At 50.2% G+C, this 14,076-nt stretch carries 30 protein-coding genes; 29 read left to right on the plus strand and 1 reads right to left on the minus strand.

The features are described from left to right. The 3 genes from AB1287_RS20365 to bfr all read left to right on the plus strand — a co-directional run. Positions 1 to 97 (plus strand): elongation factor Tu (locus AB1287_RS20365; RefSeq protein ID WP_072082015.1); only part of this gene is annotated, 97 nt, incomplete at its 5' end. 182 nt (positions 98 to 279) lie between these two features. Continuing rightward, on the plus strand, positions 280 to 474 hold the full coding sequence (bfd, locus tag AB1287_RS20370; RefSeq protein WP_312629848.1) for a bacterioferritin-associated ferredoxin: 195 nt from the start codon (positions 280 to 282) through the stop codon (positions 472 to 474). A 73-nt stretch (positions 475 to 547) separates the two neighbouring features. Next, complete coding sequence (gene bfr / locus AB1287_RS20375) at positions 548 to 1,024, plus strand: bacterioferritin (RefSeq protein WP_097164993.1); 477 nt, start codon at positions 548 to 550, stop codon at positions 1,022 to 1,024. Here the strand turns inward: bfr and AB1287_RS20380 are convergent. Beyond that, positions 1,008 to 1,484, minus strand: coding sequence for an A24 family peptidase (locus AB1287_RS20380; RefSeq protein WP_435618900.1), 477 nt, complete (start codon positions 1,482 to 1,484; stop codon positions 1,008 to 1,010). The genes bfr and AB1287_RS20380 overlap by 17 nt on opposite strands. 377 nt (positions 1,485 to 1,861) lie before the next feature. Between AB1287_RS20380 and rpsJ the strand changes: the two genes are divergently transcribed. The 26 genes from rpsJ to rpsD all read left to right on the plus strand — a co-directional run bounded on the left by rpsJ (position 1,862) and on the right by rpsD (position 14,076). Next, positions 1,862 to 2,173, plus strand: a complete 312-nt coding sequence (rpsJ, locus tag AB1287_RS20385) for a 30S ribosomal protein S10 (RefSeq protein ID WP_001181005.1) — start codon at positions 1,862 to 1,864, stop codon at positions 2,171 to 2,173. Between the two features lie 32 nt (positions 2,174 to 2,205). After that, the gene (gene rplC, locus AB1287_RS20390; protein ID WP_006817279.1) at positions 2,206 to 2,835 is read left to right on the plus strand and encodes a 50S ribosomal protein L3; all 630 of its coding nucleotides are present in this window, start codon (positions 2,206 to 2,208) and stop codon (positions 2,833 to 2,835) included. Between the two features lie 10 nt (positions 2,836 to 2,845). Then, complete coding sequence (gene rplD / locus AB1287_RS20395; protein ID WP_000424395.1) at positions 2,846 to 3,451, plus strand: 50S ribosomal protein L4; 606 nt, start codon at positions 2,846 to 2,848, stop codon at positions 3,449 to 3,451. Beyond that, complete coding sequence (rplW, locus tag AB1287_RS20400) at positions 3,448 to 3,750, plus strand: 50S ribosomal protein L23 (RefSeq protein WP_000617546.1); 303 nt, start codon at positions 3,448 to 3,450, stop codon at positions 3,748 to 3,750. The genes rplD and rplW overlap by 4 nt, the downstream gene beginning before the upstream one ends. 17 nt (positions 3,751 to 3,767) lie before the next feature. After that, positions 3,768 to 4,589, plus strand: a complete 822-nt coding sequence (gene rplB, locus AB1287_RS20405) for a 50S ribosomal protein L2 (protein ID WP_000301859.1) — start codon at positions 3,768 to 3,770, stop codon at positions 4,587 to 4,589. Between the two features lie 16 nt (positions 4,590 to 4,605). Next, positions 4,606 to 4,884 (plus strand): 30S ribosomal protein S19, encoded by a 279-nt coding sequence (gene rpsS, locus AB1287_RS20410; RefSeq protein WP_001138115.1) that lies wholly within the window; start codon positions 4,606 to 4,608, stop codon positions 4,882 to 4,884. Between the two features lie 14 nt (positions 4,885 to 4,898). Then, entirely contained in the window at positions 4,899 to 5,231 is a 333-nt protein-coding gene (rplV, locus tag AB1287_RS20415) for a 50S ribosomal protein L22 (RefSeq protein ID WP_000448832.1), read from the plus strand. A gap of 17 nt (positions 5,232 to 5,248) precedes the next feature. Beyond that, positions 5,249 to 5,947, plus strand: coding sequence for a 30S ribosomal protein S3 (rpsC, locus tag AB1287_RS20420; protein WP_006817277.1), 699 nt, complete (start codon positions 5,249 to 5,251; stop codon positions 5,945 to 5,947). 12 nt (positions 5,948 to 5,959) lie between these two features. Then, a complete protein-coding gene (gene rplP / locus AB1287_RS20425; RefSeq protein ID WP_002919759.1) occupies positions 5,960 to 6,370 on the plus strand; it encodes a 50S ribosomal protein L16 in 411 nt (136 codons plus the stop codon). Continuing rightward, positions 6,370 to 6,561 carry a 50S ribosomal protein L29 gene (gene rpmC / locus AB1287_RS20430; protein ID WP_097164997.1) on the plus strand — a complete coding sequence of 64 codons (192 nt, stop codon included), beginning with the start codon at positions 6,370 to 6,372 and terminating at the stop codon, positions 6,559 to 6,561. Before rplP ends, rpmC begins: the two co-directional genes overlap by 1 nt. After that, entirely contained in the window at positions 6,561 to 6,815 is a 255-nt protein-coding gene (gene rpsQ, locus AB1287_RS20435) for a 30S ribosomal protein S17 (protein WP_097164998.1), read from the plus strand. The genes rpmC and rpsQ overlap by 1 nt, the downstream gene beginning before the upstream one ends. Before the next feature lie 166 nt (positions 6,816 to 6,981). Beyond that, positions 6,982 to 7,353 carry a 50S ribosomal protein L14 gene (rplN, locus tag AB1287_RS20440; RefSeq protein WP_000613954.1) on the plus strand — a complete coding sequence of 124 codons (372 nt, stop codon included), beginning with the start codon at positions 6,982 to 6,984 and terminating at the stop codon, positions 7,351 to 7,353. A gap of 10 nt (positions 7,354 to 7,363) precedes the next feature. Further along, the gene (rplX, locus tag AB1287_RS20445; RefSeq protein ID WP_097164999.1) at positions 7,364 to 7,678 is read left to right on the plus strand and encodes a 50S ribosomal protein L24; all 315 of its coding nucleotides are present in this window, start codon (positions 7,364 to 7,366) and stop codon (positions 7,676 to 7,678) included. A gap of 14 nt (positions 7,679 to 7,692) precedes the next feature. After that, positions 7,693 to 8,232: a 50S ribosomal protein L5 gene (gene rplE / locus AB1287_RS20450; RefSeq protein WP_097165000.1), complete on the plus strand. Its 540-nt coding sequence runs from the start codon at positions 7,693 to 7,695 to the stop codon at positions 8,230 to 8,232. Between the two features lie 14 nt (positions 8,233 to 8,246). Next, positions 8,247 to 8,552, plus strand: a complete 306-nt coding sequence (gene rpsN / locus AB1287_RS20455) for a 30S ribosomal protein S14 (RefSeq protein WP_074780832.1) — start codon at positions 8,247 to 8,249, stop codon at positions 8,550 to 8,552. Positions 8,553 to 8,585: 33 nt separating this feature from the next. Continuing rightward, positions 8,586 to 8,978: a 30S ribosomal protein S8 gene (rpsH, locus tag AB1287_RS20460; RefSeq protein WP_312629865.1), complete on the plus strand. Its 393-nt coding sequence runs from the start codon at positions 8,586 to 8,588 to the stop codon at positions 8,976 to 8,978. A 12-nt stretch (positions 8,979 to 8,990) separates the two neighbouring features. Further along, positions 8,991 to 9,524: a 50S ribosomal protein L6 gene (rplF, locus tag AB1287_RS20465; RefSeq protein ID WP_435618901.1), complete on the plus strand. Its 534-nt coding sequence runs from the start codon at positions 8,991 to 8,993 to the stop codon at positions 9,522 to 9,524. Between the two features lie 9 nt (positions 9,525 to 9,533). Then, the gene (gene rplR / locus AB1287_RS20470; RefSeq protein WP_006817270.1) at positions 9,534 to 9,887 is read left to right on the plus strand and encodes a 50S ribosomal protein L18; all 354 of its coding nucleotides are present in this window, start codon (positions 9,534 to 9,536) and stop codon (positions 9,885 to 9,887) included. A 14-nt stretch (positions 9,888 to 9,901) separates the two neighbouring features. Next, positions 9,902 to 10,402, plus strand: a complete 501-nt coding sequence (rpsE, locus tag AB1287_RS20475) for a 30S ribosomal protein S5 (RefSeq protein WP_002438697.1) — start codon at positions 9,902 to 9,904, stop codon at positions 10,400 to 10,402. Between the two features lie 6 nt (positions 10,403 to 10,408). Beyond that, on the plus strand, positions 10,409 to 10,588 hold the full coding sequence (gene rpmD / locus AB1287_RS20480; protein ID WP_004846568.1) for a 50S ribosomal protein L30: 180 nt from the start codon (positions 10,409 to 10,411) through the stop codon (positions 10,586 to 10,588). Positions 10,589 to 10,591: 3 nt separating this feature from the next. Beyond that, the gene (gene rplO / locus AB1287_RS20485; RefSeq protein ID WP_097165004.1) at positions 10,592 to 11,026 is read left to right on the plus strand and encodes a 50S ribosomal protein L15; all 435 of its coding nucleotides are present in this window, start codon (positions 10,592 to 10,594) and stop codon (positions 11,024 to 11,026) included. A gap of 7 nt (positions 11,027 to 11,033) precedes the next feature. Then, positions 11,034 to 12,365: a preprotein translocase subunit SecY gene (gene secY, locus AB1287_RS20490; RefSeq protein WP_097165005.1), complete on the plus strand. Its 1,332-nt coding sequence runs from the start codon at positions 11,034 to 11,036 to the stop codon at positions 12,363 to 12,365. 30 nt (positions 12,366 to 12,395) lie between these two features. After that, positions 12,396 to 12,512, plus strand: a complete 117-nt coding sequence (gene rpmJ, locus AB1287_RS20495) for a 50S ribosomal protein L36 (protein ID WP_000868187.1) — start codon at positions 12,396 to 12,398, stop codon at positions 12,510 to 12,512. A 147-nt stretch (positions 12,513 to 12,659) separates the two neighbouring features. Further along, positions 12,660 to 13,016 carry a 30S ribosomal protein S13 gene (gene rpsM, locus AB1287_RS20500; protein ID WP_097165006.1) on the plus strand — a complete coding sequence of 119 codons (357 nt, stop codon included), beginning with the start codon at positions 12,660 to 12,662 and terminating at the stop codon, positions 13,014 to 13,016. Between the two features lie 16 nt (positions 13,017 to 13,032). Next, entirely contained in the window at positions 13,033 to 13,422 is a 390-nt protein-coding gene (rpsK, locus tag AB1287_RS20505; protein ID WP_043081126.1) for a 30S ribosomal protein S11, read from the plus strand. 33 nt (positions 13,423 to 13,455) lie between these two features. Further along, positions 13,456 to 14,076: a 30S ribosomal protein S4 gene (gene rpsD / locus AB1287_RS20510; RefSeq protein WP_097165007.1), complete on the plus strand. Its 621-nt coding sequence runs from the start codon at positions 13,456 to 13,458 to the stop codon at positions 14,074 to 14,076.

The raw sequence follows: 14,076 nt of genomic DNA on the forward strand, positions 1-14,076 counted from the left end.
GATCCACCCAATCGCGATGGACGACGGTCTGCGTTTCGCAATCCGTGAAGGCGGCCGTACCGTTGGTGCGGGCGTTGTTGCTAAAGTTCTGGGCTAATTATTCGTAATTAGTTTTGAATAAAAAAGGGCGCTTCGGCGCCCTTTTTGTTGCCTGTTAATTACTGATGACACAGTTATTTGCATTTTTACTGTACTCTCCCGCATCGGTTCAGTATTTGTGCTATTGTAATCATAACTATTCTCATTTACACTTTGCGCATAAATTGAACGGGAGCGATCATGTACGTTTGTTTGTGTAACGGTGTAAGTGATAAAAAAATTCGACAGGCTGTACGCCAGTTTCATCCGCAATCATTTCAACAACTCCGCAAATTCATTCCCGTTGGAAATCAATGCGGTAAGTGCGTTCGTGCTGCGCGAGAAATCATGCAGGATGAATTAACTCAGATGCCAGAATTTAAAGAGATCGCCTGAAGGCCCGCCTTTATTTTTGACTTCCCTGTAGCCCGATCTACGCTTCTATGAGTGGAAGCGGAGGGACTACATAATGAAAGGTGATGTTAAGATCATAAGTCATCTCAATAAATTATTGGGAAATGAGCTTGTCGCGATCAACCAATACTTTCTCCATGCGAGAATGTTCAAAAACTGGGGCCTGACTCGCCTCAACGATGTCGAATATCACGAATCCATCGATGAAATGAAACACGCCGATAAATACATTGAGCGTATTTTGTTTCTTGAAGGCATCCCTAACCTGCAGGATCTTGGCAAACTTGGCATTGGTGAAGATGTCGAAGAGATGCTCCAATCCGATCTCAGGCTGGAACTCGAAGGTGCGAAAGATCTGCGTGAAGCAATTGCCTACGCGGATACCGTACATGACTATGTCAGCCGTGACATGATGATTGAGATCCTGGCAGATGAAGAAGGACACATTGACTGGCTGGAAACTGAGCTCGATCTGATCGGCAAGTTAGGTATCCAGAACTATCTCCAGTCGCAGATTAAAGTGGAAGAGTAACCCAGGTCTGCCATCCAAGGAGCAAACCCGCTGCGCTCAGAAATGGGCCAAACCGCAGCGGGTTTTTTAATACGTAGCATGAGCGCTGTGCTAAAAGCTGGAATCCTACAAATGTCAGCGCCATGCCGGCGGCAAGGGTAATCAGAAGCGGTAACTGCGGCCAGCCAAGCCAGGCCCCCAGTGCAGCCAGGAATTTCACATCTCCGTAGCCCAATCCCTCTTTGCGCCGAATGCCCCGATAAATCCAGTAGACCAGTGAAAGTGAGCAATATCCTGCCATCGCGCCAATTACCGCAACGCCGAGCTGTTCCGGCAAAACCACCACATAAAACAGCAATCCGCACCAAAGTAACGGGCAAGTTAACCTGTCGGGTAGCAACCCAGTTTTATAATCCTGCCATGCAAGAGCGATCAACGTGACTGAGTAGAGAAGTAAAAAGAGAAGGTTGGAAATGAACATAAAGCCGTACCTGAGTTGGGAAGAAGTCTTCACAATCAGGTGGTGGCAAAGGAAGGGCAACCGGCAATGCATCAGTTTACGAGCCCCTTCCATGAAAATCGTAGCAACGTGAGTACATCGCAGCAAAGTTTGCGCGTAGCTCCGCATGACACAAGCGGCGCATTTATAAACACCGCTTGCTTCGCCGCCAGATTTACGTATAATGCGCGGGCTTGTCAAAATTGACGGCGGGTTCGATATGAACTCCGGCAGTGCTGTTTACTGTCGACAATGTTCCCAATTGGGGAACTACGCAAGAACGGTTACGCTCCCCCATCAATCGTAATGGGTGTGAGGAGTAGCCATTTCGTTTATAAAATAATTGGAGCTCTGGTCTCATGCAGAACCAAAGAATCCGTATCCGCCTGAAAGCGTTTGATCATCGTCTGATCGATCAATCAACCGCGGAAATCGTCGAGACTGCCAAGCGCACTGGTGCGCAGGTTCGCGGTCCGATCCCGCTGCCGACCCGCAAAGAGCGCTTTACCGTTCTGATCTCCCCGCACGTCAACAAAGACGCGCGTGATCAGTACGAGATTCGCACTCACAAGCGTCTGGTTGACATCGTTGAGCCAACCGAGAAAACCGTTGATGCTCTGATGCGTCTGGACCTGGCTGCCGGTGTAGACGTGCAGATCAGCCTGGGTTAATCAGGTCATCGAGCGATTGAGAGGTTGATACAATGATTGGTTTAGTCGGTAAAAAAGTGGGCATGACCCGCATCTTCACTGAAGATGGCGTATCTATCCCAGTAACCGTAATCGAAGTTGAAGCAAACCGCGTTACTCAGGTTAAAGATCTGGCTAACGACGGCTACCGTGCTATTCAGGTGACCACTGGTGCTAAAAAAGCAAACCGTGTAACCAAGCCGGAAGCAGGTCACTTCGCTAAAGCTGGCGTAGAAGCTGGCCGTGGTCTGTGGGAATTCCGCCTCGCTGAAGGCGAAGAGTTCACCGTAGGTCAGGACATTAGCGTTGAGCTGTTTGCTGAAGTTAAAAAAGTTGACGTAACCGGTACCTCTAAAGGTAAAGGTTTCGCTGGTACCGTTAAGCGCTGGAACTTCCGTACCCAGGACGCGACTCACGGTAACTCCTTGTCTCACCGCGTTCCGGGTTCTATCGGTCAGAACCAGACTCCGGGCAAAGTGTTCAAAGGCAAGAAGATGGCAGGTCAGCTGGGTAATGAGCGTGTAACCGTTCAGAGCCTGGACGTAGTACGTGTTGACGCTGAGCGCAACCTGCTGCTGGTGAAAGGTGCGGTCCCGGGTGCAACCGGTAGCGACCTGATCGTTAAACCAGCTGTGAAGGCGTAAGGGGATAGCAATGGAATTAGTATTGAAAGACGCGCAGAGCGCGCTGACTGTTTCCGAAACTACCTTCGGTCGTGATTTCAACGAAGCGCTGGTTCACCAGGTTGTTGTTGCTTATGCAGCTGGTGCTCGTCAGGGTACTCGTGCTCAGAAGACTCGTGCTGAAGTAACTGGTTCTGGCAAAAAGCCATGGCGCCAGAAAGGTACCGGCCGTGCGCGTTCAGGTTCTATCAAGAGCCCGATCTGGCGTTCAGGTGGCGTGACCTTCGCTGCGCGTCCGCAGGACCACAGTCAAAAAGTTAACAAAAAGATGTACCGCGGCGCGCTGAAAAGCATCCTGTCCGAGCTGGTACGTCAGGATCGTCTGATCGTTGTCGAGAAGTTCTCTGTAGAAGCGCCTAAAACTAAGCTGCTGGCTCAGAAACTGAAAGACATGGCTCTGGAAGATGTGCTGATCATCACCGGTGAGCTGGACGAGAACCTGTTCCTGGCCGCACGTAACCTGCACAAGGTTGACGTACGTGACGCGACTGGTATCGACCCGGTTAGCCTGATCGCCTTCGACAAAGTCGTAATGACTGCTGATGCTGTTAAGCAAGTTGAGGAGATGCTGGCATGATTCGTGAAGAACGTCTGCTGAAGGTGCTGCGTGCACCGCACGTTTCTGAAAAAGCGTCTACTGCGATGGAAAAAACCAACACCATCGTTCTCAAAGTTGCTAAAGACGCGACCAAAGCAGAGATCAAAGCTGCTGTGCAGAAACTGTTTGAAGTCGAAGTCGAAGTCGTTAACACCCTGGTCGTTAAAGGGAAAGTTAAACGTCACGGACAGCGTATCGGTCGTCGTAGCGACTGGAAAAAAGCTTACGTCACCCTGAAAGAAGGCCAGAATCTGGACTTCGTTGGCGGCGCTGAGTAAGTCGGAGGAGTAATACAATGGCAGTTGTTAAATGTAAACCGACATCTCCGGGTCGTCGCCACGTAGTTAAAGTGGTTAACCCTGAGCTGCACAAGGGCAAACCTTTTGCTCCGTTGCTGGAAAAAAACAGCAAATCCGGTGGTCGTAACAACAATGGCCGTATCACCACTCGTCACATCGGTGGTGGCCACAAGCAGGCTTATCGTATTGTTGACTTCAAACGCAACAAAGACGGTATCCCGGCAGTTGTTGAACGTCTTGAGTACGATCCGAACCGTTCCGCGAACATCGCGCTGGTTCTGTACAAAGACGGCGAGCGCCGTTACATTCTGGCCCCTAAAGGCCTGAAAGCTGGCGACCAGATTCAGTCTGGCGTTGATGCTGCAATCAAAGCAGGTAACACCCTGCCGATGCGCAATATCCCGGTTGGTTCTACCGTTCATAACGTAGAAATGAAACCAGGTAAAGGCGGTCAGCTGGCACGTTCCGCTGGTACTTACGTTCAGATCGTTGCTCGTGATGGTGCATATGTCACCCTGCGTCTGCGTTCTGGTGAAATGCGTAAAGTCGAAGCAGACTGCCGTGCAACCTTGGGCGAAGTTGGCAATGCTGAGCATATGCTGCGCGTTCTGGGTAAAGCAGGTGCTGCACGCTGGCGTGGTGTTCGTCCTACCGTTCGCGGTACTGCGATGAACCCAGTCGACCACCCACATGGTGGTGGTGAAGGTCGTAACTTTGGTAAGCACCCGGTAACTCCGTGGGGCGTTCAGACCAAAGGTAAGAAGACCCGCAGCAACAAGCGTACTGATAAATTTATCGTACGTCGCCGTAGCAAATAATTTTAGAGGATAAGCCATGCCACGTTCTCTCAAGAAAGGTCCTTTTATTGACCTGCACTTGCTGAAGAAGGTAGAGAAAGCGGTGGAAAGCGGTGACAAGAAGCCCCTGCGCACTTGGTCCCGTCGTTCAACGATCTTTCCTAACATGATCGGTTTGACCATCGCTGTCCATAATGGTCGTCAGCACGTTCCAGTCTTTGTTTCCGACGAAATGGTTGGTCACAAACTGGGTGAATTCGCACCGACTCGTACTTATCGCGGCCACGCTGCTGATAAAAAAGCGAAGAAGAAATAAGGTAGGAGGAAGAGATGGAAACTTTAGCTCAACATCGCCATGCTCGTTCTTCTGCTCAGAAGGTTCGCCTTGTTGCTGACCTGATTCGCGGTAAGAAAGTGTCGCAGGCCCTGGACATCCTGACCTATACCAACAAGAAAGCTGCGGTATTGGTCAAGAAAGTACTGGAATCTGCCATTGCTAACGCTGAACACAACGATGGCGCTGACATCGACGATCTGAAAGTTACGAAAATTTTCGTAGACGAAGGCCCAAGCATGAAGCGCATTATGCCGCGTGCAAAAGGTCGTGCAGATCGCATCCTGAAGCGCACCAGCCACATTACTGTGGTTGTGTCCGATCGCTGAGACTCTGGAGACTAGCAATGGGTCAGAAAGTACATCCTAATGGTATTCGCCTGGGTATTGTAAAACCTTGGAACTCTACTTGGTTTGCGAACACCAAAGAATTCGCTGACAACCTGGACAGCGATTTTAAAGTCCGCCAGTACCTGACTAAGGAACTGGCTAAAGCGTCCGTATCTCGTATCGTTATCGAGCGTCCGGCTAAGAGCATCCGTGTGACTATTCACACTGCTCGTCCTGGCATCGTTATCGGTAAGAAAGGCGAAGACGTAGAAAAACTGCGCAAGGTCGTAGCGGATATCGCTGGCGTACCTGCACAGATCAATATCGCCGAAGTTCGTAAGCCTGAACTGGACGCAAAACTGGTTGCTGACAGCATCACTTCTCAGCTGGAACGTCGTGTTATGTTCCGTCGTGCTATGAAGCGTGCTGTACAGAACGCAATGCGTCTGGGCGCTAAAGGTATCAAAGTTGAAGTTAGCGGCCGTCTGGGCGGCGCGGAAATCGCACGTACCGAATGGTACCGTGAAGGTCGCGTACCGCTGCACACTCTGCGTGCTGACATTGACTACAACACCTCTGAAGCGCACACCACTTACGGTGTAATCGGCGTTAAGGTATGGATCTTCAAAGGCGAGATCCTGGGTGGTATGGCTGCTGTTGAACAACCGGAACCGGCTGCTCAACCTAAAAAGCAGCAGCGTAAAGGCCGTAAATAAGGAGCGTCGCTGATGTTACAACCAAAGCGTACAAAATTCCGTAAAGTGCACAAAGGCCGCAACCGTGGTCTGGCGCAGGGTACGGATGTTAGCTTCGGCACTTTCGGTCTGAAAGCTGTTGGCCGTGGTCGTCTGACTGCACGTCAGATCGAAGCAGCACGTCGTGCTATGACCCGTGCAGTTAAGCGTCAAGGTAAAATTTGGATCCGTGTATTCCCGGACAAACCAATTACCGAGAAGCCGCTGGAAGTTCGTATGGGTAAAGGTAAAGGTAACGTGGAGTATTGGGTTGCCTTGATTCAGCCGGGTAAAGTCCTGTATGAAATGGACGGTGTTCCGGAAGAGCTGGCCCGTGAAGCCTTCGGCCTGGCAGCAGCGAAACTGCCTATCAAAACCACCTTTGTAACTAAGACGGTGATGTAATGAAAGCAAATGAGCTGCGTGAAAAGAGCGTTGAAGAGCTGAACACCGAGCTGCTTAACCTGCTGCGCGAGCAATTCAACCTGCGTATGCAGGCTGCAAGCGGCCAGCTGCAACAGACTCACCTGCTGAAGCAGGTTCGTCGTAATGTTGCACGTGTTAAGACTTTACTGACTCAGAAGGCGGGTGCGTAATGACCGATAAAATCCGTACTCTGCAAGGTCGCGTTGTCAGCGACAAAATGGAGAAATCCATTGTTGTTGCCATCGAACGTGTTGTGAAGCACCCGATCTACGGGAAATTCATCAAACGTACGACCAAACTGCACGTACATGACGAGAACAACGAATGTGGTATCGGCGACAAGGTTGAAATCCGTGAATGCCGTCCACTGTCCAAGACTAAGTCCTGGACGCTGGTTCGCGTTGTAGAGAAAGCCGTTCTGTAATACAGTACGTCTTCTCACTATGAATAAACGGCTCAGAAATGAGCCGTTTATTTTTTCTACCCTTATCTTGTGAGCGGTGTTATAATGCCGCGCCCTCGATATGGGGCTTTTTAACGACCCTGATTTTTTGGGTCTCAGTAGTAGTTGACATTAGCGGAGCACTAAAATGATCCAAGAACAGACTATGCTGAACGTGGCCGACAACTCCGGTGCACGTCGCGTAATGTGTATCAAGGTTCTGGGTGGCTCGCACCGTCGCTACGCAGGCGTCGGCGACATCATCAAGATTACCATCAAGGAAGCAATTCCACGTGGTAAGGTGAAGAAAGGCGATGTGCTGAAAGCGGTAGTGGTGCGCACCAAGAAGGGTGTTCGTCGCCCGGACGGTTCTGTCATTCGCTTCGATGGCAATGCATGCGTTATTTTAAACAATAACAGCGAGCAGCCAATCGGCACGCGTATTTTTGGGCCGGTAACTCGTGAACTGCGTAATGAAAAGTTCATGAAAATTATCTCTCTGGCACCAGAAGTACTCTAAGGAGCGAATCATGGCAGCGAAAATCCGTCGTGATGACGAAGTTATCGTGTTGACCGGTAAAGATAAAGGTAAACGCGGTAAAGTTAAGAATGTCCTGTCTTCCGGCAAGGTCATTGTTGAAGGTATCAACCTGGTTAAAAAGCATCAGAAGCCTGTACCGGCCCTGAACCAGCCAGGTGGCATCGTTGAGAAAGAAGCTGCGCTTCAGATCTCTAACGTTGCAATCTTCAATGCGGCAACCGGCAAGGCTGACCGTGTAGGCTTTAGATTCGAAGACGGCAAAAAAGTCCGTTTCTTCAAGTCTAACAGCGAAACTATCAAGTAATTTGGAGTAGTACGATGGCGAAACTGCATGATTACTACAAAGACGAAGTAGTTAAGAAACTCATGACTGAGTTTAACTACAATTCTGTCATGCAAGTCCCTCGGGTCGAGAAGATCACCCTGAACATGGGTGTTGGTGAAGCGATCGCTGACAAGAAACTGCTGGATAACGCAGCAGCTGATCTGACAGCAATCTCCGGTCAAAAGCCGTTGATCACCAAAGCACGCAAATCAGTTGCAGGCTTCAAAATCCGTCAGGGCTATCCGATCGGCTGTAAAGTAACTCTGCGTGGCGAACGCATGTGGGAGTTCCTTGAGCGCCTGATCACTATTGCTGTACCTCGTATTCGTGACTTCCGTGGCCTGTCCGCTAAGTCTTTCGATGGTCGTGGTAACTACAGCATGGGTGTCCGTGAGCAGATCATCTTCCCAGAAATCGACTATGACAAAGTCGACCGCGTGCGTGGTTTGGATATTACCATTACCACTACTGCGAATTCTGACGAAGAAGGCCGTGCTCTGCTGGCTGCCTTTGACTTCCCGTTCCGCAAGTAAGGTAGGGTTACTTAATGGCTAAGCAATCAATGAAAGCACGCGAAGTTAAACGCGTAGCTTTAGCTGAAAAATACTTCGCGAAACGCGCTGAACTGAAAGCGATCATCTCTGATGTTAACGCTTCCGACGAAGATCGTTGGAACGCAGTTCTGAAGCTGCAGAGTCTGCCGCGTGATTCCAGCCCGTCCCGTCAGCGTAACCGCTGCCGCCAGACTGGTCGTCCACATGGTTATGTGGGCAAGTTCGGGTTGAGCCGTATCAAGCTTCGTGAAGCCGCAATGCGCGGTGAAGTACCTGGCTTGAAAAAGGCTAGCTGGTAATTGTCACCAATTGAATCACGGGAGTAAAGACAGATGAGCATGCAAGATCCGATCGCGGATATGCTGACCCGTATCCGTAACGGTCAGGCCGCGAACAAAGTTGCGGTCACCATGCCTTCCTCCAAGCTGAAAGTGGCAATTGCCAACGTGCTGAAGGAAGAAGGTTTTATTGAAGAATTTAAAGTTGAAGGCGACACCAAGCCGGAACTGGAAGTGACTCTTAAGTACTTCCAGGGTAAAGCTGTTGTAGAAAGCATTCAGCGTGTCAGCCGCCCAGGTCTGCGCATCTATAAGAAAAAAGATGAGCTGCCTAAAGTTATGGCGGGTCTGGGTATCGCAGTTGTTTCTACCTCTAAAGGTGTTATGACTGATCGTGCAGCGCGCCAGGCTGGTCTTGGCGGCGAAATTATCTGCTACGTAGCCTAATCGGAGGAAAACATGTCTCGTGTTGCTAAAGCACCGGTCGTTGTTCCTGCCGGCGTTGATGTAAAAATCAACGGTCAGGTTATTACGATCAAAGGTAAAAACGGCGAGCTGACTCGTACTCTCAACGATGCTGTTGAAGTTAAACATGCTGATAATGCACTGACCTTCGGTCCACGTGATGGTTTCGTGGATGGTTGGGCTCAGGCTGGTACCGCGCGTGCCCTGCTGAACTCAATGGTTATCGGTGTTACCGAAGGCTTCACTAAGAAGCTGCAGCTGGTTGGTGTAGGTTATCGTGCAGCGGTTAAAGGGAATGTAGTAAACCTGTCATTAGGTTTCTCTCACCCTGTTGACCACCAGCTGCCAGCAGGTATTACTGCAGAATGTCCGACTCAAACTGAAATTGTGCTGAAAGGCGCTGATAAGCAGGTGATCGGTCAGGTTGCAGCAGATCTGCGCGCCTACCGTCGTCCTGAGCCTTATAAAGGCAAGGGTGTTCGTTACGCCGACGAAGTCGTGCGTACCAAAGAGGCTAAGAAGAAGTAAGGTAACACTATGGATAAGAAATCTGCTCGTATCCGTCGTGCGACCCGCGCACGCCGCAAGCTCCAGGAGCTGGGTGCAACTCGCCTGGTGGTACATCGTACCCCGCGTCATATTTACGCACAGGTAATTGCACCGAACGGTTCTGAAGTTCTGGTAGCTGCTTCTACTGTAGAAAAAGCTATCTCTGAACAACTGAAGTACACCGGTAACAAAGACGCTGCAGCAGCTGTGGGTAAAGCTGTCGCTGAACGCGCTCTGGAAAAAGGCATCAAAGATGTGTCCTTTGACCGTTCCGGGTTCCAATATCATGGTCGTGTCCAGGCACTGGCAGATGCTGCCCGTGAAGCTGGCCTTCAGTTCTAAGGTAGAGGTGTAAGATGGCTCACATCGAAAAACAAGCTGGCGAACTGCAGGAAAAGCTGATCGCGGTTAACCGCGTATCTAAAACCGTTAAAGGTGGTCGTATTTTCTCCTTCACAGCTCTGACTGTAGTAGGCGATGGTAACGGTCGCGTTGGTTTTGGTTACGGTAAAGCGCGTGAAGTTCCAGCAGCGATCCAGAAAGCGATGGAAAAAGCCCGTCGCAATATGATTAACGTCGCGCTGAACCACGGCACCCTGCAACACCCTGTTAAAGGTGTTCACACGGGTTCTCGTGTCTTCATGCAGCCGGCTTCTGAAGGTACCGGTATCATCGCCGGTGGTGCAATGCGCGCCGTCCTCGAAGTCGCTGGAGTTCATAACGTTCTGGCTAAAGCGTATGGTTCCACCAACCCGATTAACGTGGTTCGTGCAACTATCGATGGCCTGGAAAATATGAATTCTCCAGAAATGGTCGCTGCCAAGCGTGGTAAATCCGTTGAAGAAATTCTGGGGTAATTGACCATGGCAAAGACTATTAAAATTACTCAAACCCGCAGTGCAATCGGTCGTCTGCCGAAACACAAGGCAACGCTGCTTGGCCTGGGTCTGCGTCGTATTGGCCACACCGTAGAGCGCGAGGATACTCCCGCTGTTCGTGGTATGGTCAACGCGGTTTCCTACATGGTTAAAGTTGAGGAGTAAGAGATGCGTTTAAATACTCTGTCTCCGGCCGAAGGCTCTAAAAAGGCGGGTAAACGCCTGGGTCGTGGTATCGGTTCTGGCCTCGGTAAAACCGGTGGTCGTGGTCACAAAGGTCAGAACTCTCGTTCTGGCGGTGGCGTACGTCGCGGTTTCGAGGGTGGTCAGATGCCTCTGTACCGTCGTCTGCCGAAGTTCGGTTTCACTTCACGCAAAGCAATGATCACAGCCGAAGTTCGTCTGTCCGATCTGGCTAAAGTAGAAGGCGACGTAGTTGACCTGAACACGCTGAAAGCGGCTAACATTATCGGAATCCAGATTGAATTCGCGAAAGTGATTCTGGCTGGTGAAGTAACTCGTCCGGTAACTGTTAACGGCCTGCGCGTGACTAAAGGCGCTCGTGCTGCTATCGAAGCTGCTGGCGGTAAAATCGAGGAATAAGTAGCAGATGGCTAAACAACCGGGATTAGATTTTCAAAGTGCCAAAGGTGGCTTAGGCGAGCTGAAACGCAGACTGCTGTTTGTTATCGGTGCGCTTATCGTGTTCCGTATTGGCTCTTTTATTCCAATCCCTGGTATTGATGCCGCTGTACTTGCCAAACTGCTTGAGCAACAGCGAGGCACCATCATTGAGATGTTTAACATGTTCTCTGGTGGTGCTCTCAGCCGTGCTTCTATCTTTGCCTTGGGTATCATGCCGTACATTTCGGCATCGATTATTATCCAGCTGCTGACGGTGGTTCACCCGACGCTGGCAGAGATTAAGAAGGAAGGGGAATCTGGCCGTCGTAAGATTAGCCAGTACACCCGCTACGGCACTCTGGTGCTGGCAATATTCCAGGCAACCGGTATTGCTACTGGTTTGCCGAATATGCCTGGTATGCAGGGCCTGGTGATTAACCCAGGCTTTGCATTCTATTTCACCGCTGTTGTTAGTCTGGTCACAGGAACGATGTTCCTGATGTGGCTCGGCGAACAGATTACTGAACGTGGTATCGGTAACGGTATCTCGATCATTATCTTCGCCGGTATCGTTGCGGGTCTCCCGCCAGCCATCGCCCATACTATTGAGCAAGCGCGTCAAGGCGACCTGCACTTCCTCCTGTTGCTGTTGGTTGCAGTATTAGTATTTGCAGTGACCTTCTTTGTTGTGTTTGTTGAACGTGGTCAACGCCGCATTGTGGTAAACTACGCGAAACGCCAGCAAGGTCGTCGTGTCTATGCTGCACAGAGCACACATTTACCGCTGAAAGTGAATATGGCGGGGGTAATCCCGGCAATCTTCGCTTCCAGTATTATTCTGTTCCCGGCGACCATCGCGTCATGGTTCGGGGGCGGTACTGGTTGGAACTGGCTGACAACAATTTCGCTGTATTTGCAGCCTGGGCAACCGCTTTATGTGTTACTCTATGCGTCTGCAATCATCTTCTTCTGTTTCTTCTACACGGCGTTGGTTTTCAACCCGCGTGAAACAGCAGATAACCTGAAGAAGTCCGGTGCATTCGTACCAGGAATTCGTCCGGGAGAACAAACGGCGAAGTATATCGATAAAGTAATGACTCGTCTGACTTTGGTCGGTGCGTTGTACATCACTTTTATCTGCCTGATCCCGGAGTTCATGCGTGATGCAATGAAAGTGCCGTTCTACTTTGGTGGAACATCGCTGCTCATCGTTGTTGTCGTGATTATGGACTTTATGGCTCAAGTGCAAACTCTGATGATGTCAAGTCAGTACGAGTCTGCATTGAAGAAGGCGAACCTGAAAGGCTATGGCCGTTAATGGTCGCCCGAGAAGTTACGGAGAGTAAAAATGAAAGTTCGTGCTTCCGTCAAGAAATTATGCCGTAACTGCAAAATCGTTAAGCGTGATGGTGTCATCCGTGTGATTTGCAGTGCCGAGCCGAAGCATAAACAGCGCCAAGGCTGATTAATTCGCATATTTTTCTTGCAAAGTTGGGTTGAGCTGGCTAGATTAGCCAGCCAATCTTTTTGTATGTCTGTACATATCCATTTGAGTATCCTGAAAACGGGCTTTTCAGCATGGTATGTACATATTAAATAGTAGGAGTGCATAGTGGCCCGTATAGCAGGCATTAACATTCCTGATCAGAAACATGCCGTGATCGCATTAACTTCGATCTTCGGCGTCGGCAAAACCCGTTCCAAAGCCATTCTGGCTGCGGCAGGTATTGCTGAAGATGTTAAGATCAGTGAGCTGTCTGAAGAACAAATCGACACGCTGCGTGACGAAGTTGCCAAATTTGTCGTTGAAGGTGATCTGCGCCGTGAAATCAGCATGAGCATCAAGCGCCTGATGGATCTTGGTTGCTATCGCGGTTTGCGTCATCGTCGTGGTCTGCCAGTGCGCGGTCAGCGTACTAAGACCAACGCACGTACCCGTAAGGGTCCGCGCAAACCGATCAAGAAATAATCGGGGTGATTGAATAATGGCAAAGGCACCAGTTCGTGCACGTAAGCGTGTAAGAAAACAAGTCTCTGACGGCGTGGCTCATATCCATGCTTCTTTCAACAACACCATCGTTACCATCTCTGATCGTCAGGGTAACGCACTGGGTTGGGCAACAGCCGGTGGTTCCGGTTTCCGTGGTTCTCGCAAATCCACTCCGTTCGCAGCTCAGGTTGCGGCAGAGCGTTGCGCTGAAGCCGTAAAAGATTACGGTATCAAGAATCTGGAAGTTATGGTCAAAGGTCCGGGTCCGGGTCGCGAATCTACTATTCGTGCTCTGAACGCCGCTGGTTTCCGCATCACTAACATTACTGATGTGACTCCGATCCCTCATAACGGTTGTCGTCCGCCGAAAAAACGTCGCGTATAACGCTGCGTTTTCCAGGTTAGTTGGAGAAAGAAAATGGCAAGATATTTGGGTCCTAAGCTCAAGCTGAGCCGTCGTGAGGGCACCGACTTATTCCTTAAGTCTGGCGTTCGCGCGATCGATACCAAGTGTAAAATTGAACAAGCTCCTGGCCAGCACGGTGCGCGTAAACCGCGTCTGTCTGACTATGGTGTGCAGTTGCGTGAAAAGCAAAAAGTTCGCCGTATCTACGGTGTGCTGGAGCGTCAGTTCCGTAACTACTACAAAGAAGCAGCACGTCTGAAAGGCAACACCGGTGAAAACCTGTTGGCTCTGCTGGAAGGTCGTCTGGACAACGTTGTATACCGTATGGGCTTCGGCGCTACTCGTGCTGAATCACGTCAGCTGGTTAGCCACAAAGCTATCATGGTAAACGGTCGTGTTGTTAACATCGCTTCTTATCAGGTTAAAGCGAATGACGTTGTCAGTGTTCGTGAGAAAGCGAAAAAGCAATCTCGCGTGAAAGCCGCTCTTGAGCTGGCTGAGCAGCGTGAAAAGCCAACCTGGCTGGAAGTTGATGCTGGCAAGATGGAAGGTACGTTCAAGCGTCAGCCTGAGCGTTCTGATCTGTCTGCGGACATTAACGAACACCTGATCGTCGAGCTTTACTCCAAGTAA

The organism is Scandinavium sp. UTDF21-P1B, assembly GCF_040750395.1.
GTDB lineage: Bacteria > Pseudomonadota > Gammaproteobacteria > Enterobacterales > Enterobacteriaceae > Scandinavium.

What these genes read in the sequence shown, in the direction of transcription:
- rplW (WP_000617546.1), top strand. Translation starts at nt 3,448, where the DNA reads ATGATTCGTGAAGAACGTCTGCTGAAGGTGCTGCGTGCACCGCACGTT.
- secY (WP_097165005.1), top strand. Translation starts at nt 11,034, where the DNA reads ATGGCTAAACAACCGGGATTAGATTTTCAAAGTGCCAAAGGTGGCTTA.
- rpsJ (WP_001181005.1), top strand. Translation starts at nt 1,862, where the DNA reads ATGCAGAACCAAAGAATCCGTATCCGCCTGAAAGCGTTTGATCATCGT.
- rplO (WP_097165004.1), top strand. Translation starts at nt 10,592, where the DNA reads ATGCGTTTAAATACTCTGTCTCCGGCCGAAGGCTCTAAAAAGGCGGGT.
- rplD (WP_000424395.1), top strand. Translation starts at nt 2,846, where the DNA reads ATGGAATTAGTATTGAAAGACGCGCAGAGCGCGCTGACTGTTTCCGAA.
- rplX (WP_097164999.1), top strand. Translation starts at nt 7,364, where the DNA reads ATGGCAGCGAAAATCCGTCGTGATGACGAAGTTATCGTGTTGACCGGT.
- rpmD (WP_004846568.1), top strand. Translation starts at nt 10,409, where the DNA reads ATGGCAAAGACTATTAAAATTACTCAAACCCGCAGTGCAATCGGTCGT.
- rplP (WP_002919759.1), top strand. Translation starts at nt 5,960, where the DNA reads ATGTTACAACCAAAGCGTACAAAATTCCGTAAAGTGCACAAAGGCCGC.
- rpsH (WP_312629865.1), top strand. Translation starts at nt 8,586, where the DNA reads ATGAGCATGCAAGATCCGATCGCGGATATGCTGACCCGTATCCGTAAC.
- rpmJ (WP_000868187.1), top strand. Translation starts at nt 12,396, where the DNA reads ATGAAAGTTCGTGCTTCCGTCAAGAAATTATGCCGTAACTGCAAAATC.
- rplV (WP_000448832.1), top strand. Translation starts at nt 4,899, where the DNA reads ATGGAAACTTTAGCTCAACATCGCCATGCTCGTTCTTCTGCTCAGAAG.
- rpsE (WP_002438697.1), top strand. Translation starts at nt 9,902, where the DNA reads ATGGCTCACATCGAAAAACAAGCTGGCGAACTGCAGGAAAAGCTGATC.
- rplE (WP_097165000.1), top strand. Translation starts at nt 7,693, where the DNA reads ATGGCGAAACTGCATGATTACTACAAAGACGAAGTAGTTAAGAAACTC.
- rpmC (WP_097164997.1), top strand. Translation starts at nt 6,370, where the DNA reads ATGAAAGCAAATGAGCTGCGTGAAAAGAGCGTTGAAGAGCTGAACACC.
- rpsC (WP_006817277.1), top strand. Translation starts at nt 5,249, where the DNA reads ATGGGTCAGAAAGTACATCCTAATGGTATTCGCCTGGGTATTGTAAAA.
- bfd (WP_312629848.1), top strand. Translation starts at nt 280, where the DNA reads ATGTACGTTTGTTTGTGTAACGGTGTAAGTGATAAAAAAATTCGACAG.
- rpsN (WP_074780832.1), top strand. Translation starts at nt 8,247, where the DNA reads ATGGCTAAGCAATCAATGAAAGCACGCGAAGTTAAACGCGTAGCTTTA.
- rplC (WP_006817279.1), top strand. Translation starts at nt 2,206, where the DNA reads ATGATTGGTTTAGTCGGTAAAAAAGTGGGCATGACCCGCATCTTCACT.
- rpsQ (WP_097164998.1), top strand. Translation starts at nt 6,561, where the DNA reads ATGACCGATAAAATCCGTACTCTGCAAGGTCGCGTTGTCAGCGACAAA.
- rplR (WP_006817270.1), top strand. Translation starts at nt 9,534, where the DNA reads ATGGATAAGAAATCTGCTCGTATCCGTCGTGCGACCCGCGCACGCCGC.
- AB1287_RS20380 (WP_435618900.1), bottom strand. Translation starts at nt 1,484, where the DNA reads ATGTTCATTTCCAACCTTCTCTTTTTACTTCTCTACTCAGTCACGTTG.
- rplF (WP_435618901.1), top strand. Translation starts at nt 8,991, where the DNA reads ATGTCTCGTGTTGCTAAAGCACCGGTCGTTGTTCCTGCCGGCGTTGAT.
- rpsS (WP_001138115.1), top strand. Translation starts at nt 4,606, where the DNA reads ATGCCACGTTCTCTCAAGAAAGGTCCTTTTATTGACCTGCACTTGCTG.
- bfr (WP_097164993.1), top strand. Translation starts at nt 548, where the DNA reads ATGAAAGGTGATGTTAAGATCATAAGTCATCTCAATAAATTATTGGGA.
- rpsK (WP_043081126.1), top strand. Translation starts at nt 13,033, where the DNA reads ATGGCAAAGGCACCAGTTCGTGCACGTAAGCGTGTAAGAAAACAAGTC.
- rplN (WP_000613954.1), top strand. Translation starts at nt 6,982, where the DNA reads ATGATCCAAGAACAGACTATGCTGAACGTGGCCGACAACTCCGGTGCA.
- rplB (WP_000301859.1), top strand. Translation starts at nt 3,768, where the DNA reads ATGGCAGTTGTTAAATGTAAACCGACATCTCCGGGTCGTCGCCACGTA.
- rpsD (WP_097165007.1), top strand. Translation starts at nt 13,456, where the DNA reads ATGGCAAGATATTTGGGTCCTAAGCTCAAGCTGAGCCGTCGTGAGGGC.